The following is a 26987-nucleotide window of genomic DNA, read 5'->3' on the forward strand; positions in this document are numbered from 1 at the left end:
GTATGTTTGGATTTCATGCTGGTGTGAATGAATATGCGCGTGTAGGAGTTGAAACTGGTGTCGTGGCAGCCAATCCTTCACGCCTGATTGTCATGATGTACGAGGGGGCGATTGCTTCATGCAACCTGGCGATCAAACATATTATTGCGCAAGATTTTGCTGCAAAAAGTGCCGCTTTATCGAAGGCCATCATGATCATAGAAAGCGGCCTCCGCTTGAGTCTGGATAAAAAAGCCGGGGGTGAAATCGCTGAAAGCCTGGATTCCTTGTATGCCTATATGAGTAATCGACTCTATATGGCTAATCTCAAAAGCAATCTAGCGCCGGTTGAAGAGGTGGTAAAATTACTCAACGAGTTGAATGAAGCATGGGTTAGCCTGGCGAACAATCAGGTTGCTGCTCCAACTGTACGCAACTCAGTCCCACAGTACACTACTAATTTAGCTAAGGTTTGATGCAATGAGTACTCAGGACACCTTGTCTTTATATGCTGCCGTAGTTGAGATTACCGACCAGATGCTCGATGCTGCCAAGCAACATGATTGGCAAAGGCTTGCATTGCTAGAGGCTGAGTGTGCTGAACGGGTCAAAAGTGCCAGTTTGACCGTTTGCGAGGATCCATTGATGGAGCCAGAGCAAAAAATGAAGGTGGCACATATCAAGAAAATTCTTGATGCTGACCGACAAATCCGCAACATCATTGATCCATGGATGGTGAAACTGTCAGATTTGTTAAGCAATAATGCTGCAAACAGGCAGATGTTTGATACCTATAAGCAGCTCATCCGGCCCGGCAGATGATCATCAAGCAATCCTCTGATCCCTCTGGCATAGCACCGCTGGCAAGGATTACGCCGGTGTTGGCGGTAGAGGAAATTGCAAATACCAATCAAGACCTTAATTTCCGTGCTGGACAGCTAGTCAAAGGGCAGAGCTATTTTGCTCAAGTAATCAGCCGCTTGCAGCCGGGAGTGTTTCAGGTTGATGTACAGGGCAACAGCTTCAGAATGGAGCTGGGTCAGCAGGCCAACATAGGCCAGCAGATGATGCTGAAGTATGTGCAAGATAATCCAGTCCCCACTTTTCGTATGCTGAGCCAGGCTTCTGCACAGCTTGATAGCAGCGTTGCTAAATCTCTCAATTCCCTGATTACGCCACTCCCACTGCCAAATGGTGCTAATGAGGGAGTCACCACTGCATTAAGTTCTGGGGCGAAAATCCTCAGCCAGCAGCTGGCAAATGCCGCCAATGGTTCAAGCTCACAGGCAGTGGCTGCGCAGACGGTGTTAACCAATGCCCCGCAAGTGCCGCAAGTGTTGGCGCAGGACTTGCAACGTGCAATGGTAAGCTCTGGTCTGTTTTATGAGTCCCATCTTGAACAGTTTGCTGCCAATAAATTGCCTTTGAGCGTGATTATGCAAGAGCCACAAAACCAGCCAGGTAACGCCGCTGAATCCATGATCAATAAGCAATTGGCCGTGCTTGAAAGCCAGCGCTTCCAATGGCAGGGCGAGATCTGGCCGGGACAGAAAATGGATTGGCAAGTGCAGTTACACCAAGATGCACTTGATGCGGATGGGCATGCAGCAAATGCGGAGAATGCTGATGATCCTCCGGTGTCCAGCCATCTGAAGCTGGAGCTACCGGGTCTGGGGAATGTAGAGGCCAACATTATGCTGCATGAAGGACGCTTGCGTATCAGGATTGCTGCAGGTGATGCTGGCTCAGTGCTTATGTTGCGCTCAGCGTTGCCCACACTAGCTGAAGCATTGACGCATCATGGCCAAGTGCTCGATGCCTTGTCGGTGACGGAAGATGAATAAAAATCCAGCCTTGCAGCAGGCAGTTGCGCTCGCCTATGAAACTGGGGATTTTGCGCCGCGTGTCATTGCCAAGGGCAAGGGGCTGGTGGCAGAGCAGATCATTGCACGGGCTAAGGAGCACAATGTGTTTGTGCATGAGTCCCGTGAATTATTGGCATTGTTGATGCAGGTTGATCTGGATGATCATATTCCGGCTGGCCTTTATCAGGCCATTGCGGAGATTCTGGCCTGGCTATATCGTCTTGAGCAGGAAAAGTCTGGTGAGAGTGCATAAGTCAATGCGGCGATTGCTGTCTGTATCTCGCTGAAATCGACGACTGAGACTCTGATATTAAAAGATTACACTTGCATGTTCATGATGTCGTGATAAGCAGAAACCAGTCGATTACGTACCTGAATAGTGGCTTGCAGCGATATATTGGCTTTTTGCCCTGCAATCATGACATCGGACAAACTCACTTTATCGTCTCCCATGACAAAACTCTTGCCCAGTTCTGTGGCCGTGACTTGAGATTGGTTCACTTGATTCAGTGAGGATTTCAGTACTTCGGCGAAATCCACCCTGCCTGTCGCTTCAGGTTTTCCGGGTGCGGCACTGCCAGCCAGGCTTTTAATCGCCGACTCCGCCGATGGCTTCTGTGCCGCGGCCTTAAGCTGTGCCAGCATGGACTCTATTCTGCTCGAATCAATTGCTGAAGTTTTCATCGCCATCTCCTTATACTGCGAGTGACATTTGCACTCATTTCAATATGACAGCAGATTAGCATGCAGGCAAACCACCTATCCTGATGAATAAGGCATAAAAAAGCGCGTTATTCTGCTGATTAGATTGGCGTGGAGATCGTGATAATGGCATCGCAGTGATAAAGCGGTATTAACACCTTGTAATCCGCCATAGGACAGGAGAAAGACCATGGCAGCAGCCAACGATGCGGCATTAGCCCCAGAAGCCACAGCAAATCAGAGTTTCCTCAACTTTAAATCCCCTTTGGGCAATAAGTTGTTGCTGGTGCTGGGGATCGCGGCTGTGATTGCAGTGATGACCGTGTTCTGGCTCTGGAGTCAGAAACCAGAATATCGCGTGCTGTTCTCCAGCTATTCTGACAAGGATGGTGGCGCGATTGTGGCTGCACTGGAGCAGATGAATATTCCTTACAAGGTCGCCGATGGCGGCAGTGCGATTTTGGTCCCTGCCAACAATGTGCATGATGTGCGCCTCAAGCTGGCGGCGCAGGGATTGCCCAAAGGCGGCAATATTGGTTTTGAGCTGCTGGAAAACCAGAAATTCGGAGTTTCCCAATTTGTTGAGCAAGTCAATTTTCAGCGTGGGCTTGAAGGGGAGTTGGAACGTACCATCCAGTCCATCGGCACGGTTCAGGCGGCCCGTATTCACCTGGCCATGCCTAAATCCACGGTATTTACCCGCGACCAGCAAAAACCCACAGCATCCGTGATGCTGAATCTTCATCCAGGCCGTGCTCTGGATCAACGCCAGGTTAGTGCCATTGTGCACCTGGTGGCCAGTAGTGTCCCCGATTTGCCCGTATCCAATGTGACGGTGGTTGACCAGAATGGCAGCTTGCTGTCGGACAATGGCAAAGAGAATGGTATCGGTAATCTGGATCCTACTCAGCTGAAATATGTGGATGATCTGCAGCAGAATATAGCGAAGCGGGTGGAGTCGATTATTGCGCCTCTGGTTGGTGCCAAAAATGTGCATGCAGAAGCGAGTGCTGAGGTAGATTTTTCTACCGTGGAGCAGGCGGCTGAAAGCTACAAGCCTAACCAGACACCTGACAGTGCCAGCGTCAGAAGCACCCAGACTAATGAAGCACAAACGCTGCCAGGGCAAGGCAATGGCGGCGTGCCTGGTGCATTGACCAATCAACCTCCTGCACCTGCCACAGCACCGATCACTACACCTGCACCTGCTGCGGGCGCACCAACCACGACGACGAATGCCAATGTGGTGACATCCACCACTACCACGCCCCCAGGCACAACAGTCACTACCCCGATCATGAACTCTGAAAAGAACATGACAACCAATTACGAGCTGGATAAGACCATACGTTATCAGCAGCAACCCATGGGTGGCATTAAGCGCCTGACGGTGGCTGTGGTGGTCAATCACAAACAGGTAGTGGATGCGAAGGGTAAAGTCACCAGCCGTCCATTAACTGAGGATGAAAAGAAAGAGGTCAGTGACCTAGCCAAGCAGGCCATGGGATTCAATGCTGATCGCGGCGACTCCTTGAGTGTAGTGAACAGCTCTTTCATGCCGGATATGATGGAATCCTTCCCCGATCTGCCATTGTGGAAAGATCCTGCCAATATTGAAATGGCCAAGGAATGGTTGAAGATGGGGGTAGGTTTGCTGGTGCTTTTCCTGCTCTATCGCAAACTGATGAAGCCTATGTTGCGCAAATTGGCACCACCACCAGAAGAAAAGGCTGAGCTTGCGAAAAATGATGAAGAGGATCAGGATGCCATTGTAAGTCTTTCAAATGTGGATTCTGATGCAGAAGCTGATAGTAGAAGCCCTGCCGAACGCGGATACAAGAAGAACCTTGAAGCTGCCCGGCAGATTGCCAAGGAAAATCCTAAGGTGGTCGCCAGCATCGTGACGAACTGGGTGAATAATAATGAGTGATAGTGGTGTCGTGAGAAGTGCCGTGCTGATGCTCGCGCTTGGTGAAGACGAGGCAGCCGAGGTCATGAAATACCTGGGGCCGCGTGAGGTGCAGAAGCTGGGCAGCGCGATGGCGTCGATGAAATCGATTGGCCACGACCAGGTTGACGCCGTATTGACCGCCTTTATGGAAGAGACCGAGAAAAACACATCTTTAGGTCTTGATTCTGATGACTATATCCGTTCTGTGCTGACCAAGGCATTGGGCGATGACAAGGCCTCTGGCCTGTTAAACCGCATTTTACAGACGCGTGATTCCAGCGGTATTGAGAGCCTGAAGTGGATGGATGCGCAGACCGTAGCGGAATTCATCAAAAACGAACACCCACAGATTATTGCCACCATCCTGGTGCATTTGGAGCCCGACCAATCCGCGGAAATTCTTGGGCATTTCACTGATCGTTTGCGTCAGGACGCCATGTTGCGTATCGCGACATTGGATGGCATCAAGCCTACTGCCTTGCGCGAGTTGAACGACGTCCTCACCAAGCTCTTAAGTGGAAATGAAAGTATCAAGAAGCAGCAGATTGGTGGCGTAAAAGCGGCTGCTGAAATCATGAACTACATGAGCGGAGATAATGAAAGCTCGGTGATGGAAGGCCTGAAGAATTACGATGGCGATATGGCACAGCGCATCATGGATGAAATGTTTGTCTTCGATAATATTATGGAGATTGACGATAAGGGTATCCAGAACCTGTTGCGCGAGGTGCAATCCGAGACACTGATCGTGGCGCTCAAAGGCACTACTGAAGAGCTGCGCGACAAGATATTCAGGAATATGTCCAGTCGTGCGGCTGAGATGATGAAGGAAGACCTGGAAAGCAAAGGCCCGGTCAAACTGTCCGAGGTTGAGGCGCAGCAGAAACTCATATTGCAGACCGTGCGCAGACTGGCAGATGAAGGACAGATCATGCTAGGCAGTAAGGGCGAAGACGCTTATGTCTAATGTCGTCATTCCCAAAGAACAGCAGACGGCTTATCAGCGTTGGGAAATGGCGTCTTTTTCTGAGCCTGCGGCTGAGACTCGTCCGTCAACTGTGCAAGCTCAGGAAAGCGAAGAGCAAAAAGCTGAGCGGTTAGCCTCAGAGCTGGAGAATGCCAGGCGGGAAGGCTATAAAATTGGCCTGCAGCAAGGATTTGATGCAGGTATGGCCGATGCGCAAGCCCAGACACAGCAAGAGCAAGCGAAGTTGAATGCTGTGCTGGATAGTTTCACTGATGCCCTGAAAACCAGCAATGAAGTGATTTCAGAACAATTACTTGCCTTGGCGCTGGATATTGCCAAAGCCATGATCAAGGACCGTTTGCAGGTAGATAACTCGGTGATTCTGCCTATCGTGCAAGAGTCGATTTATTATCTGTCGGCAGTGCAGCGGCCTGCTAGGTTGATCGTTAACCCCGAAGATGCTGCGGTGGTGAGGAAGTACATCCGTGAAGACATGGCGGATACGACCTGGCAGATTCAGGAAGATGTCAGCGTAGAGCGTGGTGGCTGCATGGTGGAAACTGGCGATAACCAGATTGATGCAAGTAATGCCACGCGCTGGAAACGCATTTGTGATGCGCTGGCACAACATAATGACTGGGTAGACCATTCATGACTGGCGCACTCCTCCATCAACAGGGCTGGAAAGACTATCTTAGCGATTGCAGCGAGTTGCTGGAAATTGTGGAGTCGCTCGAGGTTTCTGGTCGTATTACCAAACTGACAGGGTTGGTGATGGAGGCTGTTGGCATTAAGTTGCCGATTGGCAGTGCCTGCTATGTGCCATTGGCTGAAGGCCGCCGTGTAGAAGCTGAGGTGGTGGGATTTGATGGTGAGCGCATGCTGTTGATGCCTCAAAGTGGGGTTGATGGTGTGACACCCGGAGCAAAGGTATTTGCGCTGGAAGTGGCAGAAGCCTTGCCCAAGCCTAATCAGGCCAAGCACCCAAGGCGCCGCGCCATTGACCGTACCAGACATTTGCCGGTAGGTGATGCCTTGCTGGGACGTGTGGTGGATGGCGCTGGACGACCACTGGATGAGCTTGGGCCGCTCAGTAATGAAAACAGTGTGCCATTGAATACACGCCCTCTCAATCCTTTATCCAGGGCACCGATTGAAGATGTGCTGGATGTGGGCGTGCGTGCAATCAATAGCATGTTGACGGTGGGGCGGGGTCAGCGCATGGGCTTGTTTGCTGGCTCAGGGGTTGGTAAGAGTGTCTTGCTGGGCATGATGGCGCGCTATACCACCGCCGATGTGATTGTGGTGGGTCTGATTGGCGAGCGTGGTCGCGAAGTGAAGGAGTTTATTGAGCAGATTCTTGGGCCAGAAGGCCTGGCAAGGTCTGTGGTAGTGGCAGCGCCGGCTGACGTTCCAGCCTTGATGCGGTTGCAGGGGGCCAGTTATGCCACGGCCATTGCAGAATATTTTCGCAATGAAGGCAAGCATGTCTTGCTGATTATGGACTCATTAACGCGCTATGCCATGGCACAGCGTGAGATAGCCCTGGCGATAGGTGAGCCGCCTGCCACCAAGGGCTATCCACCTTCAGTATTTGCCAAGTTGCCAGCGCTGGTGGAGCGAGCTGGTAATGGTAAACCTGGCGAAGGCTCGATTACCGCGTTTTATACCGTATTGACAGAAGGCGATGATCAGCAGGACCCGATTGCTGATTCTGCGCGTGCGATTCTGGATGGACATATTGTGCTCAGTAGAACCCTGGCGGAAAGTGGGCATTATCCCGCCATTGATATTGAGCAGTCGATTAGTCGTGCCATGCACAATATTACCTCGGCTGAACACCAGAAAAATGCGCGTAAATTAAAGCAGCTGAATTCGCGTTATACCCGTAATCAGGATTTGATTAATGTGGGTGCTTATGAGGCAGGGAGCGACCCCGTGCTGGATGAAGCGATTCTCAGGCATGAGGCTGTTGAGGCATTTTTGCAGCAGGATATTGCAGAGTCTGCGGGTTGGAACGATAGTGTCAACGTATTGGCTGAGCTGGTTGGCAATGGGGCGGTGCATTAATGAGTGAAATGAGGGGACTCGCGCATGTCTAGTCAAAAGACAGTGGTACTGAACACCTTGCAGGATTTAGCTGAAAAAGACGTGGAAGCTGCCGTGGAGCGTTTGGGTGAGGCGAACCGGCAGTTGGTTGAAGTGGAAAAAAGCCTGGCAATATTAATGCAATACCGTGCAGATTATGCCAGTCAGCGCGATAACGCCATGGCCAATGGCATCACGGCCGAGGTCTACCAGAATTACCAGAATTTTCTTGGCAAGCTGTCGCAGGCGATTGTGACGCAGACCGAAAGTGTTGAACGGGTGCGGCAGATTTGTCATTTACGCAAGCAGGAGTGGCAAGAGTGCCAGAAAAAGAAAATGTCTTACGATGTCTTGCTGGAGCGCGCTGAAAAGCGAGTACAGCTTGCCGAGTTGAAAAAAGACCAGAAGATGATGGACGAATACGCTATGCGCGCCAGTAGAAACAATACCCGACAATAAACGGCTTAGGACAATATGATGCAGAACACTCCACTACCATCCTCTGCCAACCAGGCAATCATCAACAATGCGGCAGCCAGTGCTGCTGCGATGAAAAAGAACAGTAACCCGCCAGCCAAAACTGAGGCGTCCGAGTTTCAGCGTATGCTGGCCAGGCAGTCCAAGCATGATGCAAATAAGGCTGCAGAAAGCAAGGAACCATTGGCTCAGCGCCAACCTCAGCAATTGACGGTAAAGCCGGGTGAAGAATCACTAGAGGCGAACCTTCAATTGGCAAATGCATTGATCACGCCTCCACCGGCTGAAATTCCCGACGTCGCCGGGGGGGGGGATGCAGAGTTGGATAAGACCTTGCCTGAGCAAGCGAGTGAGGGAGGGAGTCCCTTACCTCAAGAGCTTGCTCAATTGGTACAAGCAACCGCAGAAAATTCTCCTGAAATTGCGGCAGTACCAGTCACACCAAGAGTAGCCCCGCGTGCCGATGTAATGGAGGACGAACTGGTCCTGCAAGACAAGCCAGAGTTGTTGCTGGATAAGGAGGCGCTAAACAAGGGCAGATTCACCAAGGCTGAGGCCGATATTCCATTTGAAAAGACGGTGACTGTCAAGGCGATGCCTGATGTGGCGGTAGCGTCATCGCCATTGACCGACAGTGCCAAGGACAGCAACCAGTTTGCTGATGCGCTGGCTAAGGTGAATCTGCAAGTCCCTGCCGCCATTGCGCCCAGTGTAACGCAAGCATCCCTTGCTCAGTCGGGTGCGGTGGATATGCGCAGTACACAAATTGCGGTGCCATTTGGCCAGCAAGGCTGGAATCAGGCGATAGGGCAGAAAGTAGTATGGATGGCAGCTGGTGGCGAGCAGACCGCGTCGTTGACACTAAACCCTCCTGATCTTGGGCCATTGCAGGTGATCATCCATGTGCATAACAACCAGGCAGATACTACCTTTTTGTCTGATCAGGCCGATGTGAGAAGGGCGCTGGAAGACGGTATGGCCAACTTGCGTGACATGATGGGGCAATCCGGTTTGCAATTGGGACAAACCAATGTCCGCTCTGGTGAGCGCGATACGCAAGCCCAGCAACAAGGGGGCAATGGAACGACCGCTGCTTCCACTGGCACGACCGATGGCAATGACAACAGCCAGGTATTGGCCAAAGCTGCCAGAGTGATGGGCTTGGTAGATACGTTTGCTTGATTGACGGCCGCTGATGGACTGATTTCATCTTCAAATATAGTGGATATAGGCTAATTTTCAGATTTAGCCTAGTTTCCTCCTTCTATTTCGTGCATCCTATCGTTGCATTTCTTTCATAATATTTCGAACGCGATAGTAAATCCGGCAAGAAGGGTAGAAACATGGCACAGCAAGAAGCGGCAGCAGAAGAAGTCAAGCCGAAAAAATCCAAAAAAATCATCATCCTTGCAGTGGTAGGCGTACTTTTGCTTTCCGCTATTGGCGGTGGTGCCGCCTGGTATTTTGGTCAGCATTCCGGTGGGCATGATGCCAAACCCAAAGAAGAAAAAAAAGTAGCCCAAGATCCGGTATTTCTCACACTTGAGACCTTTACCGTCAATTTGCAACCTGACCCTGATGAGCAATACCTGCAAACCGATATCAGCGTGCAGGTGGAAGACGCTGCACAGGCTGATCTGATCAAGCTGCATATGCCCAGTGTGCGTAGCCGTATCCTGATTTTGCTGAGTAGCAAAAAATCTTCCGAGGTGCTGAGCGTAGAAGGCAAGAAGGCGCTGACCAAGGAGATTATTGCCCAGCTTGCCGAGCCTTTTGTGGCAGGTGAGAAGCCGCAGGCAGTCAAGGCTGTGTTCTTCACTTCATTCGTGATTCAATAGATCGCTTAAGTCATGGCGGATAATTTTCTCTCCCAGGAAGAAGTCGATGCCCTGCTCAGGGGGGTGACGAATGAGCAGGAAGACGACACTCCTGTTAACGATCCTGATGGCGTACGCAACTACAATCTGGCCACTCAGGAACGGATTGTGCGTGGGCGTATGCCGACGCTGGAAATTATCAATGAGCGCTTTGCTCGCTTGCTCAGAATCGGTTTGTTCAATTTTCTGCGCCGTACCACAGAAGTGTCGGTTGGGCCGGTCAAGATTTCAAAATACAGCGAATTCATCCGTAATCTGGTGGTACCTACCAATCTGAACCTGGTGCAGATGAAGCCACTGCGTGGTACCGCCTTGATGGTGTTTGACCCAACCTTGGTATTCTTGATTGTTGACAACCTGTTCGGCGGGGATGGGCGTTTTCATACCCGGGTCGAAGGACGAGATTTTACCCAAACTGAGCAGCGCATCATTCAGCGGATATTGGCGATTGTCTTCGAAACCTATTCCAAGTCCTGGGAACCAGTGTACCCACTGGAGTTCGAGTATATTCGCTCTGAAATGAATACCCAGTTTGCCAATATTGCAACACCCAATGAAGTTGTCGTCTCCACTACATTCAATATTGAGCTTGGGGCATCCAGTGGGGAAGTCCATTTCTGCTTTCCCTACTCCATGATAGAACCAATACGCGATGTGCTGACCTCGCCCTTACAAGGTGAGACGCTGGGGGTTGATAAACGCTGGGTGCGTTTGATGACGCAGCAAATACAGAGCGCTGAAGTTGTCTTGGTGGCTGACCTGGCTAAAGCCAAGATGCAGCTGGGGGACATACTCAACATGAAGGTGGGGGATGTGATCCCGCTTTCCATTTCTGAGAATATAGAGGCGAACGTGGATAATGTACCCGTCATGTTGTGTAAGTACGGTGTTTTTAACGGTCAATATGCATTGCGCGTGGAAAAGTTGCTGCGATCAAATTCGACCGAATATGTAAAAGGAGAAGCAGCTGATGGCGATTGATCCCAATGAAGAGCAAATAATGGACGACTGGGGTGCGGCCATGGCGGAGCAAAGTGAGGCGGAAGCCACTGTGCTACAGGATAATACTGCTGAACAGGCACCCGTTTTTACCGAGTTTTCTGCCAAGAACAAACTGCACGAAACACAGAATGATATCGACTTTATTCTCGATATCCCGGTGCAGTTAACGGTGGAGCTGGGTAGAACCAAGATTGCAATCAAGAATTTGCTGCAACTTGCCCAGGGCTCAGTGGTGGAGCTGGATGGCATGGCGGGCGAGCCCATGGATGTGCTGGTGAATGGCTGCCTGATTGCCCAGGGTGAGGTGGTGGTGGTCAACGACAAGTTCGGCATTCGTCTCACCGACATCATTACGCCTGCTGAACGTATCCGCAAGATCAATAAATAGGTACATTATGTTCCGCTCTTCTCTCGTTTATTTAAGCGCTGTCTGCTGTCTGCTGATGTCCTTGATGGCACAAGCCGCAGAGGCCCAGGAAATATCTCCTAGCGGAAGTCTGCTGCGGATGATAGTGGGCCTGGCCCTCGTGTTAGGGGTGATGGTAGCTATTGCCTGGCTCGTGAAGCGTCTGACCCCAGGCATCAGCCAGCAGCAATCTGTTGTACGGATAGTGGGTGGGGTGAGTGTGGGCAGCCGGGAGAAGGTGGTGGTGGTGCAGGTGGCGGATCGCTGGATTGTAGTAGGCGTTGCTGCTGGGCAAGTAAGCAGTTTGGCCAACCTGGAGGCTGGTGCTGATATTTCTGCGATTGTCGCCGAGCAGGGGCCTGTTACCCCAGGCATTCCTTTTTCAGCGTGGCTGAAGAAATCCATGTCGAGAAAATCCTGATCTATCATGTGTAACCGCTTTATCAAATATTGTATTGCCTGCTGTTTGCTGATCTTGCCTATGCTGGCAAGCGCGGCTGAACCTAGTGGTGTTGGCTTGATCAGTAGCCAGCCTGCTGCAGGGGGAGGGCAGAATTACACGCTCACTATCCAGACCCTGCTGTTACTCACCTCCCTGTCTTTTTTGCCTGCTGCCTTGCTCATGATGACCAGCTTTACCCGCATCATCATTGTACTGTCCTTGTTGCGGCAGGCTCTGGGTACGCAATCGTCCCCCCCCAATCAAGTGATGGTGGGGTTGGCATTATTTTTAACCTTGTTTGTCATGGGCCCGGTATTTGACCGCATCTACACAGAGGCTTATCAGCCCCTGGATCAAGATCGGATTTCCATGCAGGAGGCGATGGCCAAAGGCGTGGTGCCGCTGAAGGAGTTTATGCTCAGGCAGACCCGTGAATCTGACCTGGCCTTGTTTCTCAAAATGTCGCGCAGTGAAGCTGTAGAAAAACCAGAAGATGTTTCCCTGCGAGTACTGGTGCCTGCATTCATGACCAGCGAGCTGAAAACTGCATTTCAGATCGGATTTGCCATCTTCATTCCCTTCCTCATTATTGACATGGTGGTAGCCAGTATTCTGATGTCGATGGGGATGATGATGGTGTCACCGGCGATTGTGGCATTGCCGTTCAAGCTGATGTTGTTTGTGCTGGTGGATGGCTGGCAGCTCTTGCTCGGCTCGCTTGCCGAGAGTTTTTACTGAGGCCCCGATCATGATGAGTCCTGAAAGTGTAATGACAATAGGCCGCCAGGCCATGGAAGTATTGCTACTGGTGGCTGGTCCTGTCTTGCTGGTGGTGCTGGTCATTGGTTTGCTCGTGAGTATTTTCCAGGCAGCTACACAGATTAATGAAGCCACATTGACCTTTATTCCCAAACTGCTCGGTGTCTTTGCCACATTGCTGATTGCTGGCCCCTGGATGTTGTCTGTGATCACTGATTACCTGCGGCATGTACTGACCAGTATTCCATCACTGGCAGGTTAGTATGGTAACGGTCAGTAGTGAGTTCCTGCAGATGTGGATTGCCACACTGTTCTGGCCGCTTACTCGCATACTGGCTTTTCTGGTAGCTGCACCCATATTCAGTCATCGGGCATTACCCAATACCATCCGGCTTGGATTCGGACTGGTATTGACGCTGGTGATTATTCCTACCATGCCTGATATTCCGCCCTTATCAATCTTCTCAATGAATGGTGTATTGATCCTGACGCAGCAAATCCTGATAGGGGCTGCCATGGGGTTTAGCCTCAGAATCATCTTTGCTGCGGTTGAAATGGCAGGCCATACCTCCGGTATGACCATGGGCTTGGGCTTTGCCAGTTTCTTTGATCCTCAAACACAGGGGCAGAGTACCGCCATTGGTCAATTCCTCGTCGTGCTATCCATGTTGATCTTTTTTGCCATTAACGGACACTTGATGGCGATCTCCACACTGGCTGACAGCTTTCAAAGTTTTCCGATTACTGCAGATCCCAGTTTTCGGCTAAATCCATATAAAATCGCGTTATGGGGGGGCAAGATATTCAGTGCCGGACTGATGATCTCGCTGCCGATTGTGACGGCATTATTGATGGCGAATATGGCATTGGGTATTCTGACAAGAACGGCGCCACAACTAAATCTGTTCGGGATTGGTTTCCCCATTACCATCGGGCTGGGTTTTCTGGTGTTGATGTTGGCATTGCCCTATATGTTGCAGCCTGTCCAAAGGTTAATGTATGAAAGCATGAGTTTTATGCAGGAAATAGCACAGCCAGTGACCGCCACCCCGGCTAATTAAATTTTGATGTGACACCGGCAGCAGATATCAATATTGAAAGTTTGAGTGTATGAGACAAGATCAGGCATTTATTGGCCGTCAGCCAATCATGAATATTAACCAGGATATCGTGGCCTATGAGCTGTTCTTCAGGCATAGCGGTGAAGCTACCACGGCCGTGTTTGAGAATAGCCTGCAGGCATGCACTCGTGTGCTGGTGAATACGATTAGTGATATGGGTTCCCAGTGGTTGTTGGGTGACAAGATGGCCTTCATCAATGTCAGCGAGGAAATGCTACAAAGCGAGTTCCTCGAATTGTTGCCACCCGCAAGAACCGTCCTCGAACTGAGCGATATCACTGCGCCAACTACAGCTGTAGTGGAGCGTTGCCATTTCCTGCGCAAGCGTGGATACAAGATTGCGCTCAAGGACAAAGGTGATTCATTGCTGGGCTCACCGTTGATTGATTGTGCTGATTTTATCAAGATCGATACACTTTCACGTTCCATGGATGATGTTGCGCGACGTTTCCTTGATTATCAAAGTCTGACGGTTAAGATCGTGGCAGAAAAAGTTGAGCGGCAGGAACAGTATGAAGCTTGCAAGAAAATAGGGTTTCATTTGATCCAGGGTTTCTATTTTGCGCATACTGAAACCTTTACAGCCAAAGTGATCAACCCCGCTTTTACTGCAGTGCTGGATTTGCTCAATATGATCAGCCGTGATGCTGATATGAAGGAGGTCGAGAATGGCTTCAAGCGTGATGCGGCGCTTTCCTTCAAACTGTTGCGTTATATCAATTCGGTCGGATTTGGGCTGTCATGTGAGATCCAGTCTATCCGCCATGCGTTGACCATTATTGGCACCAAGCAACTTTATCGCTGGCTGACCCTGCTGATGGTGACAGCAGGGGAAAATTCTGCCGCACCTGCGCTCATGAAAACCTCGATTACGCGAGGGCGCCTGACTGAACTGCTCGGTGATGGGTACTTTGACAAGGCAGGCCGCGACAATCTGTTTGTCGTCGGGGTTTTTTCCATGCTGGATCGCATGCTGGAAATGCCCATGGAGCAAGTGCTGGAGAAGGTAGACCTGCCTGAGGCAGTGCATGATGCCTTATTGCATAGGCAAGGCATATACGGGCCATTTCTTGAACTGGCGGAAGCCTGCGAGAATCAGGACGGCACTCGGATTATCGCATTGGCCAGCAACCTGCAGCTTGATCCCAACAAGGTGAATGATTGCCATATTGCTTCACTTGCCTGGGTTGAAGCCCTGGGCATATAGCTGGATCGTTACCTGGCAGAGCCAATCAGCATGAGCCTGCGAGCAGCATTACAACAGGTTGAATAATGACAGCCTGGTTATGGCCACAAACGACTTCTGTGCAGCTTCCAGAACCGTTTGCTGTTTGGTCAGGTCGGATAGGGCTTGAGCATAGTCCAGATCCTGAATTTCCGATAAAGACTTGGCATATTGCAGGTCTCGATCACTGCCATCGGTATTCAGTGCTTCCAGTTCTTTGAGCGCTGAACCGTTACTCGCACGTACACCCAGCACATTATCCATAGTGGATTGCAGTGCGTTGTTGGCTGCATCCAGCCCGTCACGCAACGCCTGTGCCTCTGTCTCATTGGTCACTGGGGTGGCAAGCAGGTTGGCGATCTGAGTCAGTGAGGCAAAGACGTCATTGCCATTGGCCTGGAAAATATTGGGAGCCGTGTCGGTGATGGCTAGCTGTCGACTATTGGATACCTGCAACTTGCGCACCTGATTATCACCGTTATAGGTCACCCCAGTGGCGGTCTGGCTATAAGGCGCTGTATCCGTCATGAAGCCGGAATATAGATAATTGCCGCTGCCGTCTTTGGCATTGGCGAGTCCAATCAGGCCTTCCAGGTTGTTACGTATACTGATTGCAAGAAAGTTGCGCTGGGTATTGTCATAAGAGGCATTGCCACCTTCCAGTACACTGGACTTCATCGCCAGCAGCATATCAGTCACGCTGTCAAGATTGCCTTCCACCGCATTCATGTTGTTCTCGGCAAACTGGCGGTTACGTTCGTACTGGGTATTGATGCTTTGTGAGTTCTGTATACCCAACGCCCGCGCCGAGCCAACGGGATCATCAGCTGGCGTCAAGATGCGCTTCTTGCTGGCAATCTGTTCCATCAATTTGCTTTGTTCCGCCTGTAGCTGCGATAGCCTGGTAACGCCGTTTTGATACATGGAATTGGTACTAATGCGCATAATAGGCCTCGTATTTAGCGGATGGACAACAATGTGTCAAACAGGGTGCTGGCGATTTGCATCACCTTGCCCGCTGCCTGGTAGGCTTGCTGGTAGCGCAGTAGGTTCACTGCTTCCTCATCCAGATTGACGCCAGACTCGGATTGCTGGGTGGTCAATGTCTGCTTGAGCAGCTCATCTTCTGCTGCACCTGTGACTTGCAGTTCACGGGTGCGGTTACCGACAAAGCTGACCAGCTGGTTGAAGACATCCTGATAAGATGCTGTCCCGTTGTTCATGGTCTTGCCTGTTTGCAGTGCTGCAAGCTGCAGGGCGTTGCGATTGTCACCGGAAGCATTGCTGGTGTTGGCACTGACGGTGAACTGGTCGCCATTGGCGGGTGCGCCGCTGATGCTGAAATTTAACCCAGCCACACTGATGCTTGCACCTGCTGTATAGGGCACAGAACTACCGGCTGGATATGTTGTGGAGCCACTGGCCGTTGTGACTGTGATGGCCTGGCCTGCAGGGAATCCACTCAGGTTACCACCGGTATAATTCAAGGTAAAAGGCGTGGTGAGCGGGGCGCTGGCATAACCGCTGTCAACCCTGACACTGCCTATTGCCCCAGAGCCCGTGTTAGCACTAGCAGCTGTGCCTGCGACGACAGGGGCGCCAGCAGCTATATTGGCAATCTGTGATATTGCCATGCTCATATTGGTGGCGGCATTGGCGGTGGGGCGAATCACAAATTCATCGCCGGAGTTCATACTGCCGGAGTCTATGCTAAAGCTGACGCCATCCACTGTTTGCGGCAAGCTGGTAAATGATTGCGATACACCATCACTGGTACGCGTCACCGAGTAATTGCTGCCGTCATAGCGCAAGCGGTAATCGCTGGTAGTGAGCGCATTGGCATTGACGATGCCGCTGGACACTTCGGCATTGCCAGTGTTGCGAGAACTGCCATTCACTTCAGGGGCCGGGATATTGAAAAAATTACCGCCGGGGGTGCCATTGGCTGTCAGGCCCTGTTGATGCTGGGTATTGAAGGATTGTGCCAAGCCAATCGCGATCTGGCCCAGGGTATTCTGCGAGGTATCAAGCGATTGGCTGCGATATTGCAACAGACCACCAATCGTGCCACCTTGCAGGCTAGTTTCTGACAGGAGGCTGGTTGTGCCACCAGACTGATAAGCGACTGCGAGTCTGCTGGGGTCGGTGGGGGAGTTGATGGTGGCCAGGGAATAAGCCTTGAGCCCGGACACCAGCGGAATGCCGTTGCCGATGAACACATTGTATTTGCTGCCATCCTGGACGACGACGGTACCCTTGATTTCTTTGTTGAGCTGCAATACCAGCTGATCACGCTGATCCATCAGGTCATTCGGGGGTTGACCGGTACTGCTCATTGCCGCATCAATCGTCTCGTTGAGGCGGGCAATTTCCTTGGCGTAAGTATTGACCGTGGCCACACTGGTGGTGAGCTGGGCATTGACGTTACTCTGCATCTCCTGCAGACGCTCTCCCAGGCTCTGGAAGCGGCTGATCAGCGCTTCACCGGAGGAGATGACGGCTTGGCGTGAAGCCGGGTCATTGGTTGCGGATGAAAGGTCATTGATGGACTTGAAGAAATCCTGGATTGCGGGCGAAAGTCCAGCATTGGAGTCGGCCAGCATGCTGTTGATCTGGTTGATATTGCTCAGTTGAGTATTGATGGCGCTGCTGATCGATTGGCTATTATTGAGCTGCTTGGCCAATAGGTCGTTGTAGACCCGCTTGACGGTATCAATCTGTGTACCCTGACCAATAAAACCAAAGCCCCAATTCTGTGCCTGCGCAGTGGCCTGCACAATCACTTGACGTGAGTAGCCCTGGGTGTTCGCATTGGAGATATTGTGACCAGTGACATTAATGCCAACTTGCGCTGCATTTAATGCCGTTTTACCGATGTTGAATATACTGGACATGATGGTTATCGATCAGTTTGCCTGAGAATCAATTAATAGAATGAACGGCATAAAATCCAGAAACTTTATCAAGGCAGGCTGTATTCGCTGAAATAGCCTTGGTCATCTGCTGGGTTAAGCCGCCCGGTTCACGCTTTCTATCACCCGCTGTAACTTGCTCGCGTACTGTGGGTCTGTCGCATAACCTGCATTCTGCATGGCCTGCGCATAGCCAGCCGTGCTATCGGTATTGGCCAGCACTTTTTCATAGCGCGGATTGTTTTGCATCATGCTGGCAAAATCGCGGAAGGAGTCTGCGTACGAGTCATAAGCGCGAAACTTCTCTATGCGTTTTTGCGGTACGCCATTGATATACTCGGTGGTGACGGCGTCTACCGTCTTGCCTTTCCAGCTGGCGCCTGCCTTGATACCGAACAGATTGTTACTGGCAGTGCCATCGACACCGGTGATCTGGCGCTTGCCCCAGCCACTTTCCAGTGCCGCCTGCCCCAGCATCAAGTTGGCAGGAATGCCACTGTCATTGCTGGCAGCTTCAGCGTGTTGTGTCATCTGTTGCATGAATGCCTGGGAGTTGCGAGGAATCGTGCTGTTCTCGCTATTGCTCGGGATACCCGCACTGGCAATACTGCGTGCAGTCGCGGTCAGGTTGCCCAGAGCGTTTGATTGCGCGGTCAGCTCATCAACCACCGGCGTTTCACTGCCGCTGATACCGCCCTGTAGCTGGCGGGTGAGCATCTCGGCCAGACCAATGCCACGATTGGCAATTTTCTGACTTAGCTGCTGATCCATCATGGTCGTGAAGGTGCGGCTTTGCTCACTGTCGAACATGCTCTCCTTGGGAGTGGCATCACGCATGCTTTTGAGCATCATGTTGACAAACAGGGCTTCGAATTGGGTTGCTGCAGCCTTGATTGATTCCGGAGTATTCTGCCGCGCGGCTTGTTTCAGTGTATTGAGGCTGTTGGCATCGGCTGCTATCTTGCTACTGTAGTCGGCGTTGATGTTGGGAGTATCCATCATGTTGCCCTAGATGATTTCCAGCTCAGCACGCAATGAGCCGGCTGCCTTCATCGCTTGCAGTATGGCCAGTAGATCTTGCGGGGTGGCGCCGATGGCATTCAATGCTTTGACGACATCTGATAAGGAGGTGCCTTTATCCAGCTTGATTACTTTGCCTGGTTCTTTGTTGATTTCAACCTGGGATACTTGTGTTGCCACGGTTTGACCGCCAGAGAATGCTCCGGGCTGACTGATGGCAGGGGCTGTATTGATGACCACGGACAAATTGCCATGGGAAATGGCGCAGTCATCCAGTGTGACAGCCTGGTTCATGACCACAGAACCGGTACGTGCATTCAAGATGACTTTAGCCATGCCCTGTGCAGGCTTGATATCCACATTCTCCAGATTGCCCAGGAACGCCACGCGGCTGCTATTGGCTGGAGGTTGAACCTGAATGACGCGACTATCCAGTGCCGTCGCAGTGCCCGTGCCAAAACGCTGGTTAAGAGCATCGACGACCATGCTGGCGGTGGAGAAGTCCGCTTCTTTCAGTTCCAGGTTAATAGTGCTGCCTGCAGTAAGCTGGCTAGGTACTGCACGTTCCACGGTTGCACCGGCTGAAATGCGGCCCGCGCTTAGATGATTGATCTGCTTGCTGGTACCGCTGGCACCTGCACCTGCGCCGCCTACCAACAGATTGCCTTGGGCCATGGCATAGACCTGGTTATCAGCCCCTTTGAGTGGAGTCATCAATAGTGTGCCCCCACGCAGGCTCTTGGCATTACCCATGGACGAGACGGTCACATCCATGTTTTGCCCAGGTTGGGCAAATGGGGCAAGATTGCCTGTCACCATGACGGCCGCCACATTACGTAATTGCAGATTGGTACCCACTGGCAGGTTGATGCCCATTTGCTGCATCATGCTGACAATGCTCTGTACGGTAAACGGGGTTTGAGTCGTCTGGTCACCGGTACCATCGAGCCCGACCACCAGTCCGTAGCCAATCAGCTGGTTGGCCCGTACCCCTTGGATTGTTGTCAGATCCTTGAGGCGCTCGGCACTGGTGATGGGGGCTGCGATCAGGCTACCCAATGCAGCCAGGGCAAGAATAGTATGTTTCATGATCATGCTCATAATGGTGCAATGCTCAAGAAGAAGCGGGTAAGAATCGACATGACCTGTGAGGCATCGAGATTGCTATTGGTGCGGTACTCTATCCTGGCATCGGCTACCCGGCTGGATGCCACGCTATTGCCCGCAGCGACATACATGGGGTCTATCACGCCAGAAAAGCGTACAAATTCGGTACCACGGTCAAAGGCCACTTGTTTTTCACCGCTGACGACCAAATGACCGTTGGGTAATACTTCGGTCACTGTTGCGCTAATGGTGCCGGTGAAGACATTACGTGCATTGGATGCGGCGGCATCATCATAGGAGTTGTCAGAACTTGCGCTGGCGCTCAGTCTTGGGAATGTTCGTCCGAGGAAGCTTGTGACACCAGCGTTGACCTCACCTGATTTACTGGCAGAGTTGGTACCAGACTTGGTGGCGGAGGTGTTTTCCGTAATGTTGATGACGATGGTATCCCCTACCAAACGCGCCCGCTTGTCTTCAAGCAGTGGGCGATAGGTCGCCGGGCTGTAAATACCACCGCTGTTATACGCGACGGTACTGGGTTGGGGAGGGCGTGCAGTGCTTGGGCCCTTGGTAATGGTTTTAGGCGTCACTGCGCAAGCACTCGTCAGCACCAGCAAGATGGCTGTGAGTAAATATTGGACATACTGTGTATGCCGATTGTGTCGTGATCGCATGATGGTTCCTTTGCGGCCAGATAATTCATTCATGATGAATTGTCGTTACTTAAAGTTGTGAAAGCCGTTGCAACATCTGGTCTGACGTAGAAATCGCCTTGCTATTGATTTCATATGCGCGCTGGGTCTGAATCATGCTGACCAGCTCCTCCACCACGTTGACGTTGGAGGTTTCCACATAGTTCTGTATCAGCATACCTGCGCCATTGCTACCAGGCTGGTTGATATTGGCGGTGCCTGACGCAGCAGTTTCTGCGTAGAGGTTTTCGCCACGGGATTGCAAGCCAGCCGGATTGATGAAAGTGGCGAGCTGAAAGCTGCCGATCTGTACGGCATTAGGACTGTCGGGTAACACAACGGATACCGTACCATCACGGCCGACCGTAATGCTCTGGGCATTTGGCGGGATCACGATCGCAGGCTGTATGGTAAAGCCACTGGCCGTGACCAGCTGACCCTGATTATCCATCTGGAATGCGCCATCACGGGTGTAGGCCGTACTGCCATCAGGCAGCAATACCTGGAAAAAGCCGTCGCCACTGATGGCCACGTCTTTTGAGTTGCCGGTTTGTTGCAGGTTGCCTTGCGTATGAATGCGCTCGGTGGCAACGGGGCGCACACCGGTACCCAATTGCAAGCCAGACGGCAATTGCGTTTGCTGTGAGGATTGTGCCCCTGGCTGGCGGATGTTCTGGTAGAGCAGGTCTTCAAATACGGCGCGTGTTTTCTTGAACCCGTTGGTGCTGACATTGGCGAGGTTGTTGGCAATCACATCCATCTGTGTTTGCTGGGCTTCCAGGCCGGTTTTGGCGATCCATAGCGAACGTATCATGATCTGCTCCTTGTTGCTGGCAACAGTGGTTGCCGGAATATGCGAAATTAATGCTTATGTTATACCGCTAGGCTTTAATTCAAAGTGAAGATTTGACCGGCTTTAGTGGCGTTATTCTCAGCGTTTTGCAACAGCTTGGTCTGCAGGTCAAACTGCCTGGCCAGGGTAATCATGTTGACCATTTCCTCAACCACGTTGACATTGCTGCTTTCCAGCGTACCGCTGGCAACGGTGACATTGGCATCAGCCTCAAGCGGCGCACGGTTTTTCATCTCAAACAAGCCATCGGTACCACGCACCAGATCGGTATCATTGGGGTTCACCAGTTTGAGGCGACCAATCAGGTTGGTAATGATGGGGACCACATTGGTGGACACGGCGGACACGGTTCCATCATTGGCAATCGCCACCTTGGATTCAGGCGGGATGGTGATGGGGCCGCCGTCACCAACGACAGTCAGGCCTTCCTGGGTTTGCAGTACACCGTTTTCATTGAGTTTGAAGTTGCCATTGCGGGTGTAGGCCTCAGTGCCATCAGCACGTTCCACGGCAAACCACCCCTGATCGCGAATCGCGACATCCAGTTCACGACCAGTGGTTTGGATGACGCCACTGTTGAAATTGGCTCCCACGGTAGAATCCACTACAAATGCACGCGTTGGCAGGCCATCGCTAATGACAGGAACCGCCCGAAAGCTATCTATCTGTGAACGGAATCCGGTGGTCGTGGCGTTGGCGAGATTGTTTGACGTCGTCGCCTGTTGCTCCATGACGTGTTTCATTCCGGTCATGGTCGTATAGATCAAGCGGTCCATAGCGGCTCCTTATGCATGTAGTGGTGAGTCAGTCAGCGATTAACGCAGGTTGACCAGGGTCTGCATGATCTGATCTTCTGTTTTGATCGTCTGTGCATTGGCTTGGTAAACACGTTGTGCGGTGATCATGTTCACCAGCTCCGCTGTCAGATCCACGTTGGATTCTTCTACCCGGTACGATTGCAATACACCCAGGCCGCCTGAGTTGGCTACCCCCACAATCGGTGGGCCTGAGTCTGAAGTTTCAGCCCAAAGGTTATCGCCCAGCGGTTGCAAGCCGTTGAGATTGCGGAAATTGGCAAGTGCTACCTGTCCCAGTACCGCGCTTTGACCGTTTGAATAACGGCCCAAAATAGAACCATCTGCGCCTACGCTGAAGCTGGAGAGGCGGCCTGCCGCGTAGCCATCTTGTCCAAGGTCACTTTCGTTGAAGGAGTTTGCATATTGGGTACTGCCAACCAGGTCCAGCGTGATAGTAAGTGGTGAGGTACCACCTGTGGTGACAGGAATGCTCAATGGGTTGGTCGTAATGGTTGGGTTCAAGCCTGAGCCTGTAAATACCATACTGCCAACAGGTGTCGGCGGGGTGCCGGCTGGAGTCTGCACGCCATCCGCACTGGCCATGATGCTCCATTGGTTCGCGGCTGTTTTGATGTAATACAGTTGTACGTTGTGCGAATTGCCCTGGGAATCGTATACCTCTATAGGCGTAGCATGGCTGTAAGTGGTGGGATCATTCAGGTTGAAGCTTGCTGCACTTTTAATCTCAGCTCGTGAATCCAGATTGAGCGGCCCGGTAATTGAGGTAGATGCCCTTGGTGCAAGATCCGATGCATCAATTTGCAATTCAGTCAGGGCTCCAGACTGTACTACGCCATTCACAACTGCATAGCCTGTCAGCTTTTGCCCGGAAGCATTCTGGATAAAACCTTCCTTGTCCAGCTGGAATTGACCATTACGCGCGTAGCTGATGGTGCCATTGTCGCTCATGCGGAAGAAGCCATTACCATTGATTGCGACATCCAGCGGGTTTGTGGAATTGGAGATATTGCCCTGGGTAAACTGCTGGGTCACCGCGGCTATCTTGGTGCCGATACCAATCTTGGATGCACTACCACCACCCAGTGAGTTGGCATAGACATCTGCGAATTCTGCACGGGATTGTTTGAAGCCAACAGTGCTGGCATTTGCCACGTTATTGCCAATGACCTCAATACTTTTGGAGGCGGCATTGAGACCGCTTAAACCTTGCTGGAAAGCCATATTGTTCTCCTGGTGAAATTACACGCTGCTAAAGTGTTTCTGTTTCGATCAGAAAATCTGCTTAATCTGGTCGGTGGTAATGGACGCTAGGTTGCTGAGGTTGAGCTTGACCCCATTAGCGCCTGAAGACACGCTCACGACTTGTTCGTAACTTAAGGTGGTTGATGCCACTGTGCTGTTGCCGGTGGTGGCCGTGGCCTCAATCGTATAGCGGCCATCGGCAAGCTTGGTGCCGTCCTCACTGAATCCATTCCAGCCGATTTGAGCAATGCCAGCAGCCTGGTTTTTCAGGTTGAAGGTCTTGACCACATTACCGCCAGCATCCTTGATATTGACCTTGAGGTTGTCAGCTCCTACTGGTAAATCTACGCCAAAATAGGCTTCTGACTCGCCCTCAGTTTTGCTAGGAGCAAGATATGCACTGCTGCCTTCTACCAGCACTGCACGCCCAATTAGGCTGGACGCTTGTAATGCCTGGGTGGATTGCATGCTGCTAATAAATCCGGAGAGCGTTGCATTCATTTTCTCAATGCCGGTCACAGTCGAGAGTTGGGCCATCTGGCTCGTGACTTCAGCATTGTCCATGGGGTTGAGGGGATCCTGATTTTTCATCTGCGTGATCAGCAACTTCATAAAACGATCCTGTGTTTCAGAAATGCTGCTGGACGATGATGTGCTGGTCGGATTCATTGTGTTCAGCAGATTGTCAGAAATTCCAGAGGTGCTTGCCATGATCTTGTCTCGCTTTCAGGGTTATTGACCGATGGTCAGGGTCTTCAGCAGCATGGTCTTGGCTGCATTCATGGTTTCAACGTTGTTTTGATAGGAGCGTGAGGCGGAAATCATATCGACCATCTGCTCTGTCACATTGACATTGGGCATAGCGACATAACCGTTTTCATCGGCCATGGGGTGCTTGGGATCATATTTCATTTGTGGTGGAGATTGATCTTCTCTTACCTCTTTGACCTTGACTCCCTGGGCATCTGCCGAATTGAGTGGCACGGCGGAAAATACAATCTGCTTGGCTTTATAGGGCTGGCCATTGGCACTGGTTGCACTGTCGGCATTGGCGAGATTGCTTGCAACCACGTTCAAACGCTGGCCCTGTGCACTCATGGCTGAGCCGGAAATATTGAATACATTAAAAAGTGACATGACAGTCTCCTTTCAGTATGGAATGGTAGAGGCGCATGGTTACTGTCCCTGTACTGCAGCGAGCATTTTTTTGATCTGGCCGCTAATCATCGTAACGCTGGCTTCATAGCGCAAGGCATTATCAGCAAACTGGGTGCGTTCCACATCCATATCCACCGTATTGCCATCCACGCTACCTTGGATGATTGAGCGGAACATTACGCCACCGGGTTGTCCACTGGAGGATGCACTGGTCTGAATGTGAGCTGCGTTGGTAGTAGCAGCTGGCAGGCCGCCATTGGGGCCACCTGACAAAGCATGTTTAAACGTCTCGGCAAAGTTGATGTCCCGCGCTTTATAGCCAGGGGTATCTGCGTTGGCGATGTTAGCCGCCAGCAATTCCTGCCGTTGTCCGCGAACGCGCAGCGCTGTTTCGTGAAAGTTGAGTGCCGCATCCAGCTTGTTCATCATGTATCCCTCCAGTTGGTAACAGCCCACTGTGTTTGGTTAAGAAACACGGAATATTGCCGTTATTACAGATGATTGCGAGTCTAGAGTGCTTGCTGCAAATTCTATTGATTGAATAGCGGGGTAAATCTACCCCTGTTTTCTGTTTTTATACTTGATTGCCTGCGTACAATCCACCTTGAATTGTTAACAATCCTTCAACGATATTGAAGTGGATGACAGGAGGTGGAGCATGAAAGTGAAGCAGCATGCAAGCATAGTGCTTGTCGCGATATGCTCCTGTCTGGTTGCTGTGTCAGTCCGTGCGGAGGATGTTCATCAAGATCTTACTCTTGTGCGTCAAAAAGTTGAGGGTTTTTTGCTCACACAAAGCGCAGGATATCCAGGGCAAGTGTCAGTCTCTGCTCTCGCCATTGATAATCGATTGAAGCTTGCAGCTTGTACGTCCATGCAGATGTTTTTACCCCATGGCAGTCGCGTATGGGGCAGAACCAGTGTTGGTGTGCGCTGCAATGCACCGGCCATCTGGACAGTCTATGTGCAGGCCAATGTGCAAGTCATGGCTGATTATCTGATTACGGCGACTCCTTTGGCGCAGGGGCATATTATTAGTGAGCAGGATCTGGCAAGAAACCGTGGCGATCTTGCAAAATTGCCACCAGGTATTTTTACTGATAGCGCGCAGGCAGTTGGCATGAGTGTTGGCGTGTCATTAAGTGCAGGAACCGTGTTGCGGCAGGAAATGTTGCGTGTGACCCCTGTGGTGCAGCAAGGGCAGAAAGTGGTGCTGAGTTCTGCTGGCAATGGATTTACAATTTCTGCCGAAGGAACCGCACTTGGCAATGCTGGCGAAGGTCAACGCGTCAAAGTCAAAGTAGGCAATGGACAGGTGATTAGTGGCCTGGCCAGGCAGGGTGGGCAAATTGATGTGATATTCTAAGGCTTGACGTGATATGCCTAGGAACAGTGGCTTGTGAGTGAAGAATCTTTCACGATTTTTACTAAAGTTAACACAAACCAGGCCGATAAGAGCAATATATCGGCATGTATCTATGCTGTAATAAACAAGCTTAAGGAATCGCCATGAAAATCGATGACGCACTTCAAAAAGCAGTAGCGCTCACTAATGAGAAAACTGAAAACAAGTCAGCCAGCAGGGCTAGCGAACCAAAATCTTCAGCAGTAGCTGGAGAAAGCGTGACATTGTCACCACTGGCTTCACAGTTGCAATCTCTTGAAGCAGCCGTAGCTAGTGATAATGTGTATGACGCTGAGAAAGTAAGTGCAATTAAATCTGCCATTTCCAGTGGCCAGTTCAGAGTAGATTCTGAAAAGGTCGCAGATGGCCTCATCAATACTGTAAAAGACCTGCTGACAACACCTAGATAGTAGGTGCAGGGGAAAGGCAATCCTGACCATGAGTGTGCAAACTGGCTTTGATGTTGAAATTAATTTGGTAGACGCCTTGTTGCTGTTGTTGAAGCGTGAGCAGGCAAGCCTGATCAAAGTAGACGTGGATACCATGGAAGCGTTGCTGAATGAAAAAGCGCAGGTATTACAAGATTTAAGCACAGCCACACAGGATCGCTACAAGACAGTATCTTCTCTTGGTTTTGCGGCTGATGAGCATGGCTTGGCAAATTGGTTGGCCGGACAGGATGCAAGTACACAGCAGTCATGGGCGCGCTTCAACGCCTTGGTCGATCAGGCTAAAGAACTTAACCGCTTGAATGGCATCTTGATCAATAAACATTTCAATCGCAACCAGAATGTACTAAATACACTGGGACGTTCATCATCCAACCAGTTCTATGGCCCGAATGGTCAATCCAGTTCTGGATCCGGTCTCTACAATACCCAAGCTTGAGCCTCGGTATTAATCCATTCTGTTTAAGCGC

33 protein-coding genes are annotated in these 26987 nt (G+C 51.2%); 21 read left to right on the forward strand and 12 right to left on the reverse strand.

What is annotated here, in order from left to right; translation table 11 throughout:
- Positions 1–2: 2 nt before the first annotated feature.
- Genes fliS through LG201_RS00890 form a run of 4 tightly spaced genes read left to right on the forward strand, consistent with a single transcriptional unit; the run spans position 3 to position 2097 of the window.
- On the forward strand, positions 3–455 hold the full coding sequence (gene fliS / locus LG201_RS00875; RefSeq protein WP_226770302.1) for a flagellar export chaperone FliS: 453 nt from the start codon (positions 3–5) through the stop codon (positions 453–455).
- Between the two features lie 4 nt (positions 456–459).
- Positions 460–801 carry a flagellar protein FliT gene (locus LG201_RS00880; RefSeq protein ID WP_226770303.1) on the forward strand — a complete coding sequence of 114 codons (342 nt, stop codon included), beginning with the start codon at positions 460–462 and terminating at the stop codon, positions 799–801.
- Positions 798–1823, forward strand: a complete 1026-nt coding sequence (gene fliK / locus LG201_RS00885; RefSeq protein WP_226770304.1) for a flagellar hook-length control protein FliK — start codon at positions 798–800, stop codon at positions 1821–1823. The genes LG201_RS00880 and fliK overlap by 4 nt, the downstream gene beginning before the upstream one ends.
- Positions 1816–2097, forward strand: coding sequence for an EscU/YscU/HrcU family type III secretion system export apparatus switch protein (locus tag LG201_RS00890; RefSeq protein WP_226770305.1), 282 nt, complete (start codon positions 1816–1818; stop codon positions 2095–2097). The genes fliK and LG201_RS00890 overlap by 8 nt, the downstream gene beginning before the upstream one ends.
- A gap of 65 nt (positions 2098–2162) precedes the next feature.
- Here LG201_RS00890 and fliE read toward each other — a convergent pair whose 3' ends face one another.
- Positions 2163–2528, reverse strand: coding sequence for a flagellar hook-basal body complex protein FliE (fliE, locus tag LG201_RS00895; RefSeq protein WP_226770306.1), 366 nt, complete (start codon positions 2526–2528; stop codon positions 2163–2165).
- A 208-nt stretch (positions 2529–2736) separates the two neighbouring features.
- Between fliE and fliF the strand changes: the two genes are divergently transcribed.
- From fliF to LG201_RS00965, 14 genes are all read left to right on the forward strand, one after another.
- Positions 2737–4476: a flagellar basal-body MS-ring/collar protein FliF gene (gene fliF, locus LG201_RS00900; protein ID WP_226770307.1), complete on the forward strand. Its 1740-nt coding sequence runs from the start codon at positions 2737–2739 to the stop codon at positions 4474–4476.
- Positions 4469–5464, forward strand: a complete 996-nt coding sequence (gene fliG / locus LG201_RS00905; RefSeq protein WP_226770308.1) for a flagellar motor switch protein FliG — start codon at positions 4469–4471, stop codon at positions 5462–5464. The genes fliF and fliG overlap by 8 nt, the downstream gene beginning before the upstream one ends.
- A complete protein-coding gene (locus LG201_RS00910) occupies positions 5457–6119 on the forward strand; it encodes a flagellar assembly protein FliH (protein WP_226770309.1) in 663 nt (220 codons plus the stop codon). Before fliG ends, LG201_RS00910 begins: the two co-directional genes overlap by 8 nt.
- Positions 6116–7534, forward strand: coding sequence for a flagellar protein export ATPase FliI (gene fliI, locus LG201_RS00915; RefSeq protein ID WP_226770310.1), 1419 nt, complete (start codon positions 6116–6118; stop codon positions 7532–7534). Before LG201_RS00910 ends, fliI begins: the two co-directional genes overlap by 4 nt.
- Positions 7535–7558: 24 nt before the next feature.
- Positions 7559–8011, forward strand: a complete 453-nt coding sequence (fliJ, locus tag LG201_RS00920) for a flagellar export protein FliJ (RefSeq protein ID WP_226770311.1) — start codon at positions 7559–7561, stop codon at positions 8009–8011.
- Positions 8012–8026: 15 nt separating this feature from the next.
- On the forward strand, positions 8027–9211 hold the full coding sequence (locus tag LG201_RS00925) for a flagellar hook-length control protein FliK (RefSeq protein ID WP_226770312.1): 1185 nt from the start codon (positions 8027–8029) through the stop codon (positions 9209–9211).
- A 161-nt stretch (positions 9212–9372) separates the two neighbouring features.
- A complete protein-coding gene (fliL, locus tag LG201_RS00930) occupies positions 9373–9867 on the forward strand; it encodes a flagellar basal body-associated protein FliL (RefSeq protein WP_226770313.1) in 495 nt (164 codons plus the stop codon).
- 12 nt (positions 9868–9879) lie between these two features.
- Entirely contained in the window at positions 9880–10887 is a 1008-nt protein-coding gene (fliM, locus tag LG201_RS00935; RefSeq protein WP_226770314.1) for a flagellar motor switch protein FliM, read from the forward strand.
- Positions 10877–11296, forward strand: a complete 420-nt coding sequence (gene fliN, locus LG201_RS00940) for a flagellar motor switch protein FliN (protein ID WP_226770315.1) — start codon at positions 10877–10879, stop codon at positions 11294–11296. Before fliM ends, fliN begins: the two co-directional genes overlap by 11 nt.
- 64 nt (positions 11297–11360) lie before the next feature.
- Positions 11361–11735, forward strand: a complete 375-nt coding sequence (gene fliO, locus LG201_RS00945) for a flagellar biosynthetic protein FliO (protein WP_226770316.1) — start codon at positions 11361–11363, stop codon at positions 11733–11735.
- Positions 11736–11741: 6 nt separating this feature from the next.
- Entirely contained in the window at positions 11742–12494 is a 753-nt protein-coding gene (gene fliP, locus LG201_RS00950; protein WP_226770317.1) for a flagellar type III secretion system pore protein FliP, read from the forward strand.
- A gap of 13 nt (positions 12495–12507) precedes the next feature.
- Positions 12508–12777 (forward strand): flagellar biosynthesis protein FliQ, encoded by a 270-nt coding sequence (fliQ, locus tag LG201_RS00955; protein WP_226771894.1) that lies wholly within the window; start codon positions 12508–12510, stop codon positions 12775–12777.
- Between the two features lies 1 nt (position 12778).
- On the forward strand, positions 12779–13576 hold the full coding sequence (gene fliR / locus LG201_RS00960; protein ID WP_226770318.1) for a flagellar biosynthetic protein FliR: 798 nt from the start codon (positions 12779–12781) through the stop codon (positions 13574–13576).
- 49 nt (positions 13577–13625) lie between these two features.
- A complete protein-coding gene (locus LG201_RS00965; protein ID WP_226770319.1) occupies positions 13626–14843 on the forward strand; it encodes an EAL and HDOD domain-containing protein in 1218 nt (405 codons plus the stop codon).
- 48 nt (positions 14844–14891) lie between these two features.
- Here the strand turns inward: LG201_RS00965 and flgL are convergent, their stop codons facing one another.
- From flgL to flgB, 11 genes are all read right to left on the reverse strand, one after another.
- Positions 14892–15806 (reverse strand): flagellar hook-associated protein FlgL, encoded by a 915-nt coding sequence (gene flgL, locus LG201_RS00970; RefSeq protein ID WP_226770320.1) that lies wholly within the window; start codon positions 15804–15806, stop codon positions 14892–14894.
- Between the two features lie 14 nt (positions 15807–15820).
- Complete coding sequence (flgK, locus tag LG201_RS00975) at positions 15821–17755, reverse strand: flagellar hook-associated protein FlgK (protein ID WP_226770321.1); 1935 nt, start codon at positions 17753–17755, stop codon at positions 15821–15823.
- A 114-nt stretch (positions 17756–17869) separates the two neighbouring features.
- The gene (flgJ, locus tag LG201_RS00980) at positions 17870–18775 is read right to left on the reverse strand and encodes a flagellar assembly peptidoglycan hydrolase FlgJ (protein WP_226770322.1); all 906 of its coding nucleotides are present in this window, start codon (positions 18773–18775) and stop codon (positions 17870–17872) included.
- A 6-nt stretch (positions 18776–18781) separates the two neighbouring features.
- A complete protein-coding gene (locus tag LG201_RS00985) occupies positions 18782–19882 on the reverse strand; it encodes a flagellar basal body P-ring protein FlgI (protein ID WP_226770323.1) in 1101 nt (366 codons plus the stop codon).
- An 8-nt stretch (positions 19883–19890) separates the two neighbouring features.
- Positions 19891–20574, reverse strand: coding sequence for a flagellar basal body L-ring protein FlgH (locus LG201_RS00990; RefSeq protein ID WP_226770324.1), 684 nt, complete (start codon positions 20572–20574; stop codon positions 19891–19893).
- Between the two features lie 49 nt (positions 20575–20623).
- Positions 20624–21406 carry a flagellar basal-body rod protein FlgG gene (gene flgG / locus LG201_RS00995; RefSeq protein ID WP_226770325.1) on the reverse strand — a complete coding sequence of 261 codons (783 nt, stop codon included), beginning with the start codon at positions 21404–21406 and terminating at the stop codon, positions 20624–20626.
- Positions 21407–21480: 74 nt separating this feature from the next.
- Positions 21481–22221, reverse strand: a complete 741-nt coding sequence (gene flgF, locus LG201_RS01000) for a flagellar basal-body rod protein FlgF (RefSeq protein ID WP_226770326.1) — start codon at positions 22219–22221, stop codon at positions 21481–21483.
- 39 nt (positions 22222–22260) lie between these two features.
- Positions 22261–23484 carry a flagellar hook protein FlgE gene (flgE, locus tag LG201_RS01005; protein ID WP_226770327.1) on the reverse strand — a complete coding sequence of 408 codons (1224 nt, stop codon included), beginning with the start codon at positions 23482–23484 and terminating at the stop codon, positions 22261–22263.
- A 48-nt stretch (positions 23485–23532) separates the two neighbouring features.
- Positions 23533–24216: a flagellar hook assembly protein FlgD gene (locus LG201_RS01010; RefSeq protein ID WP_226770328.1), complete on the reverse strand. Its 684-nt coding sequence runs from the start codon at positions 24214–24216 to the stop codon at positions 23533–23535.
- Positions 24217–24237: 21 nt separating this feature from the next.
- Complete coding sequence (gene flgC / locus LG201_RS01015; RefSeq protein ID WP_226770329.1) at positions 24238–24642, reverse strand: flagellar basal body rod protein FlgC; 405 nt, start codon at positions 24640–24642, stop codon at positions 24238–24240.
- 39 nt (positions 24643–24681) lie between these two features.
- Positions 24682–25092, reverse strand: a complete 411-nt coding sequence (flgB, locus tag LG201_RS01020; protein WP_226770330.1) for a flagellar basal body rod protein FlgB — start codon at positions 25090–25092, stop codon at positions 24682–24684.
- A 229-nt stretch (positions 25093–25321) separates the two neighbouring features.
- Between flgB and flgA the strand changes: the two genes are divergently transcribed.
- The 3 genes from flgA to LG201_RS01035 all read left to right on the forward strand — a co-directional run bounded on the left by flgA (position 25322) and on the right by LG201_RS01035 (position 26956).
- Positions 25322–26029: a flagellar basal body P-ring formation chaperone FlgA gene (gene flgA / locus LG201_RS01025; protein ID WP_226770331.1), complete on the forward strand. Its 708-nt coding sequence runs from the start codon at positions 25322–25324 to the stop codon at positions 26027–26029.
- Positions 26030–26172: 143 nt separating this feature from the next.
- The gene (gene flgM / locus LG201_RS01030) at positions 26173–26478 is read left to right on the forward strand and encodes a flagellar biosynthesis anti-sigma factor FlgM (protein WP_226770332.1); all 306 of its coding nucleotides are present in this window, start codon (positions 26173–26175) and stop codon (positions 26476–26478) included.
- A gap of 28 nt (positions 26479–26506) precedes the next feature.
- Positions 26507–26956, forward strand: coding sequence for a flagella synthesis protein FlgN (locus tag LG201_RS01035; protein ID WP_226770333.1), 450 nt, complete (start codon positions 26507–26509; stop codon positions 26954–26956).
- Positions 26957–26987 lie beyond the last annotated feature (31 nt).

Source organism: Methylobacillus gramineus, assembly GCF_020532675.1.
GTDB classification, from domain to species: Bacteria; Pseudomonadota; Gammaproteobacteria; order Burkholderiales; family Methylophilaceae; genus Methylobacillus; species Methylobacillus gramineus.

What these genes read in the sequence shown, in the direction of transcription:
- flgE (WP_226770327.1), bottom strand. Translation starts at nt 23,484, where the DNA reads ATGGCTTTCCAGCAAGGTTTAAGCGGTCTCAATGCCGCCTCCAAAAGT.
- LG201_RS01010 (WP_226770328.1), bottom strand. Translation starts at nt 24,216, where the DNA reads ATGGCAAGCACCTCTGGAATTTCTGACAATCTGCTGAACACAATGAAT.
- fliG (WP_226770308.1), top strand. Translation starts at nt 4,469, where the DNA reads ATGAGTGATAGTGGTGTCGTGAGAAGTGCCGTGCTGATGCTCGCGCTT.
- fliM (WP_226770314.1), top strand. Translation starts at nt 9,880, where the DNA reads ATGGCGGATAATTTTCTCTCCCAGGAAGAAGTCGATGCCCTGCTCAGG.
- LG201_RS00925 (WP_226770312.1), top strand. Translation starts at nt 8,027, where the DNA reads ATGATGCAGAACACTCCACTACCATCCTCTGCCAACCAGGCAATCATC.
- fliF (WP_226770307.1), top strand. Translation starts at nt 2,737, where the DNA reads ATGGCAGCAGCCAACGATGCGGCATTAGCCCCAGAAGCCACAGCAAAT.
- fliE (WP_226770306.1), bottom strand. Translation starts at nt 2,528, where the DNA reads ATGAAAACTTCAGCAATTGATTCGAGCAGAATAGAGTCCATGCTGGCA.
- fliN (WP_226770315.1), top strand. Translation starts at nt 10,877, where the DNA reads ATGGCGATTGATCCCAATGAAGAGCAAATAATGGACGACTGGGGTGCG.
- fliJ (WP_226770311.1), top strand. Translation starts at nt 7,559, where the DNA reads ATGTCTAGTCAAAAGACAGTGGTACTGAACACCTTGCAGGATTTAGCT.
- fliK (WP_226770304.1), top strand. Translation starts at nt 798, where the DNA reads ATGATCATCAAGCAATCCTCTGATCCCTCTGGCATAGCACCGCTGGCA.
- fliO (WP_226770316.1), top strand. Translation starts at nt 11,361, where the DNA reads ATGGCACAAGCCGCAGAGGCCCAGGAAATATCTCCTAGCGGAAGTCTG.
- fliQ (WP_226771894.1), top strand. Translation starts at nt 12,508, where the DNA reads ATGAGTCCTGAAAGTGTAATGACAATAGGCCGCCAGGCCATGGAAGTA.
- LG201_RS01035 (WP_226770333.1), top strand. Translation starts at nt 26,507, where the DNA reads ATGAGTGTGCAAACTGGCTTTGATGTTGAAATTAATTTGGTAGACGCC.
- LG201_RS00890 (WP_226770305.1), top strand. Translation starts at nt 1,816, where the DNA reads ATGAATAAAAATCCAGCCTTGCAGCAGGCAGTTGCGCTCGCCTATGAA.
- fliI (WP_226770310.1), top strand. Translation starts at nt 6,116, where the DNA reads ATGACTGGCGCACTCCTCCATCAACAGGGCTGGAAAGACTATCTTAGC.
- flgL (WP_226770320.1), bottom strand. Translation starts at nt 15,806, where the DNA reads ATGCGCATTAGTACCAATTCCATGTATCAAAACGGCGTTACCAGGCTA.
- LG201_RS00985 (WP_226770323.1), bottom strand. Translation starts at nt 19,882, where the DNA reads ATGAAACATACTATTCTTGCCCTGGCTGCATTGGGTAGCCTGATCGCA.
- fliP (WP_226770317.1), top strand. Translation starts at nt 11,742, where the DNA reads ATGTGTAACCGCTTTATCAAATATTGTATTGCCTGCTGTTTGCTGATC.
- fliS (WP_226770302.1), top strand. Translation starts at nt 3, where the DNA reads ATGTTTGGATTTCATGCTGGTGTGAATGAATATGCGCGTGTAGGAGTT.
- flgC (WP_226770329.1), bottom strand. Translation starts at nt 24,642, where the DNA reads ATGTCACTTTTTAATGTATTCAATATTTCCGGCTCAGCCATGAGTGCA.
- fliL (WP_226770313.1), top strand. Translation starts at nt 9,373, where the DNA reads ATGGCACAGCAAGAAGCGGCAGCAGAAGAAGTCAAGCCGAAAAAATCC.
- flgG (WP_226770325.1), bottom strand. Translation starts at nt 21,406, where the DNA reads ATGATACGTTCGCTATGGATCGCCAAAACCGGCCTGGAAGCCCAGCAA.
- LG201_RS00880 (WP_226770303.1), top strand. Translation starts at nt 460, where the DNA reads ATGAGTACTCAGGACACCTTGTCTTTATATGCTGCCGTAGTTGAGATT.
- flgF (WP_226770326.1), bottom strand. Translation starts at nt 22,221, where the DNA reads ATGGACCGCTTGATCTATACGACCATGACCGGAATGAAACACGTCATG.
- LG201_RS00965 (WP_226770319.1), top strand. Translation starts at nt 13,626, where the DNA reads ATGAGACAAGATCAGGCATTTATTGGCCGTCAGCCAATCATGAATATT.
- LG201_RS00910 (WP_226770309.1), top strand. Translation starts at nt 5,457, where the DNA reads ATGTCTAATGTCGTCATTCCCAAAGAACAGCAGACGGCTTATCAGCGT.
- flgA (WP_226770331.1), top strand. Translation starts at nt 25,322, where the DNA reads ATGAAAGTGAAGCAGCATGCAAGCATAGTGCTTGTCGCGATATGCTCC.
- flgJ (WP_226770322.1), bottom strand. Translation starts at nt 18,775, where the DNA reads ATGATGGATACTCCCAACATCAACGCCGACTACAGTAGCAAGATAGCA.
- flgK (WP_226770321.1), bottom strand. Translation starts at nt 17,755, where the DNA reads ATGTCCAGTATATTCAACATCGGTAAAACGGCATTAAATGCAGCGCAA.
- flgB (WP_226770330.1), bottom strand. Translation starts at nt 25,092, where the DNA reads ATGATGAACAAGCTGGATGCGGCACTCAACTTTCACGAAACAGCGCTG.
- flgM (WP_226770332.1), top strand. Translation starts at nt 26,173, where the DNA reads ATGAAAATCGATGACGCACTTCAAAAAGCAGTAGCGCTCACTAATGAG.
- LG201_RS00990 (WP_226770324.1), bottom strand. Translation starts at nt 20,574, where the DNA reads ATGCGATCACGACACAATCGGCATACACAGTATGTCCAATATTTACTC.
- fliR (WP_226770318.1), top strand. Translation starts at nt 12,779, where the DNA reads ATGGTAACGGTCAGTAGTGAGTTCCTGCAGATGTGGATTGCCACACTG.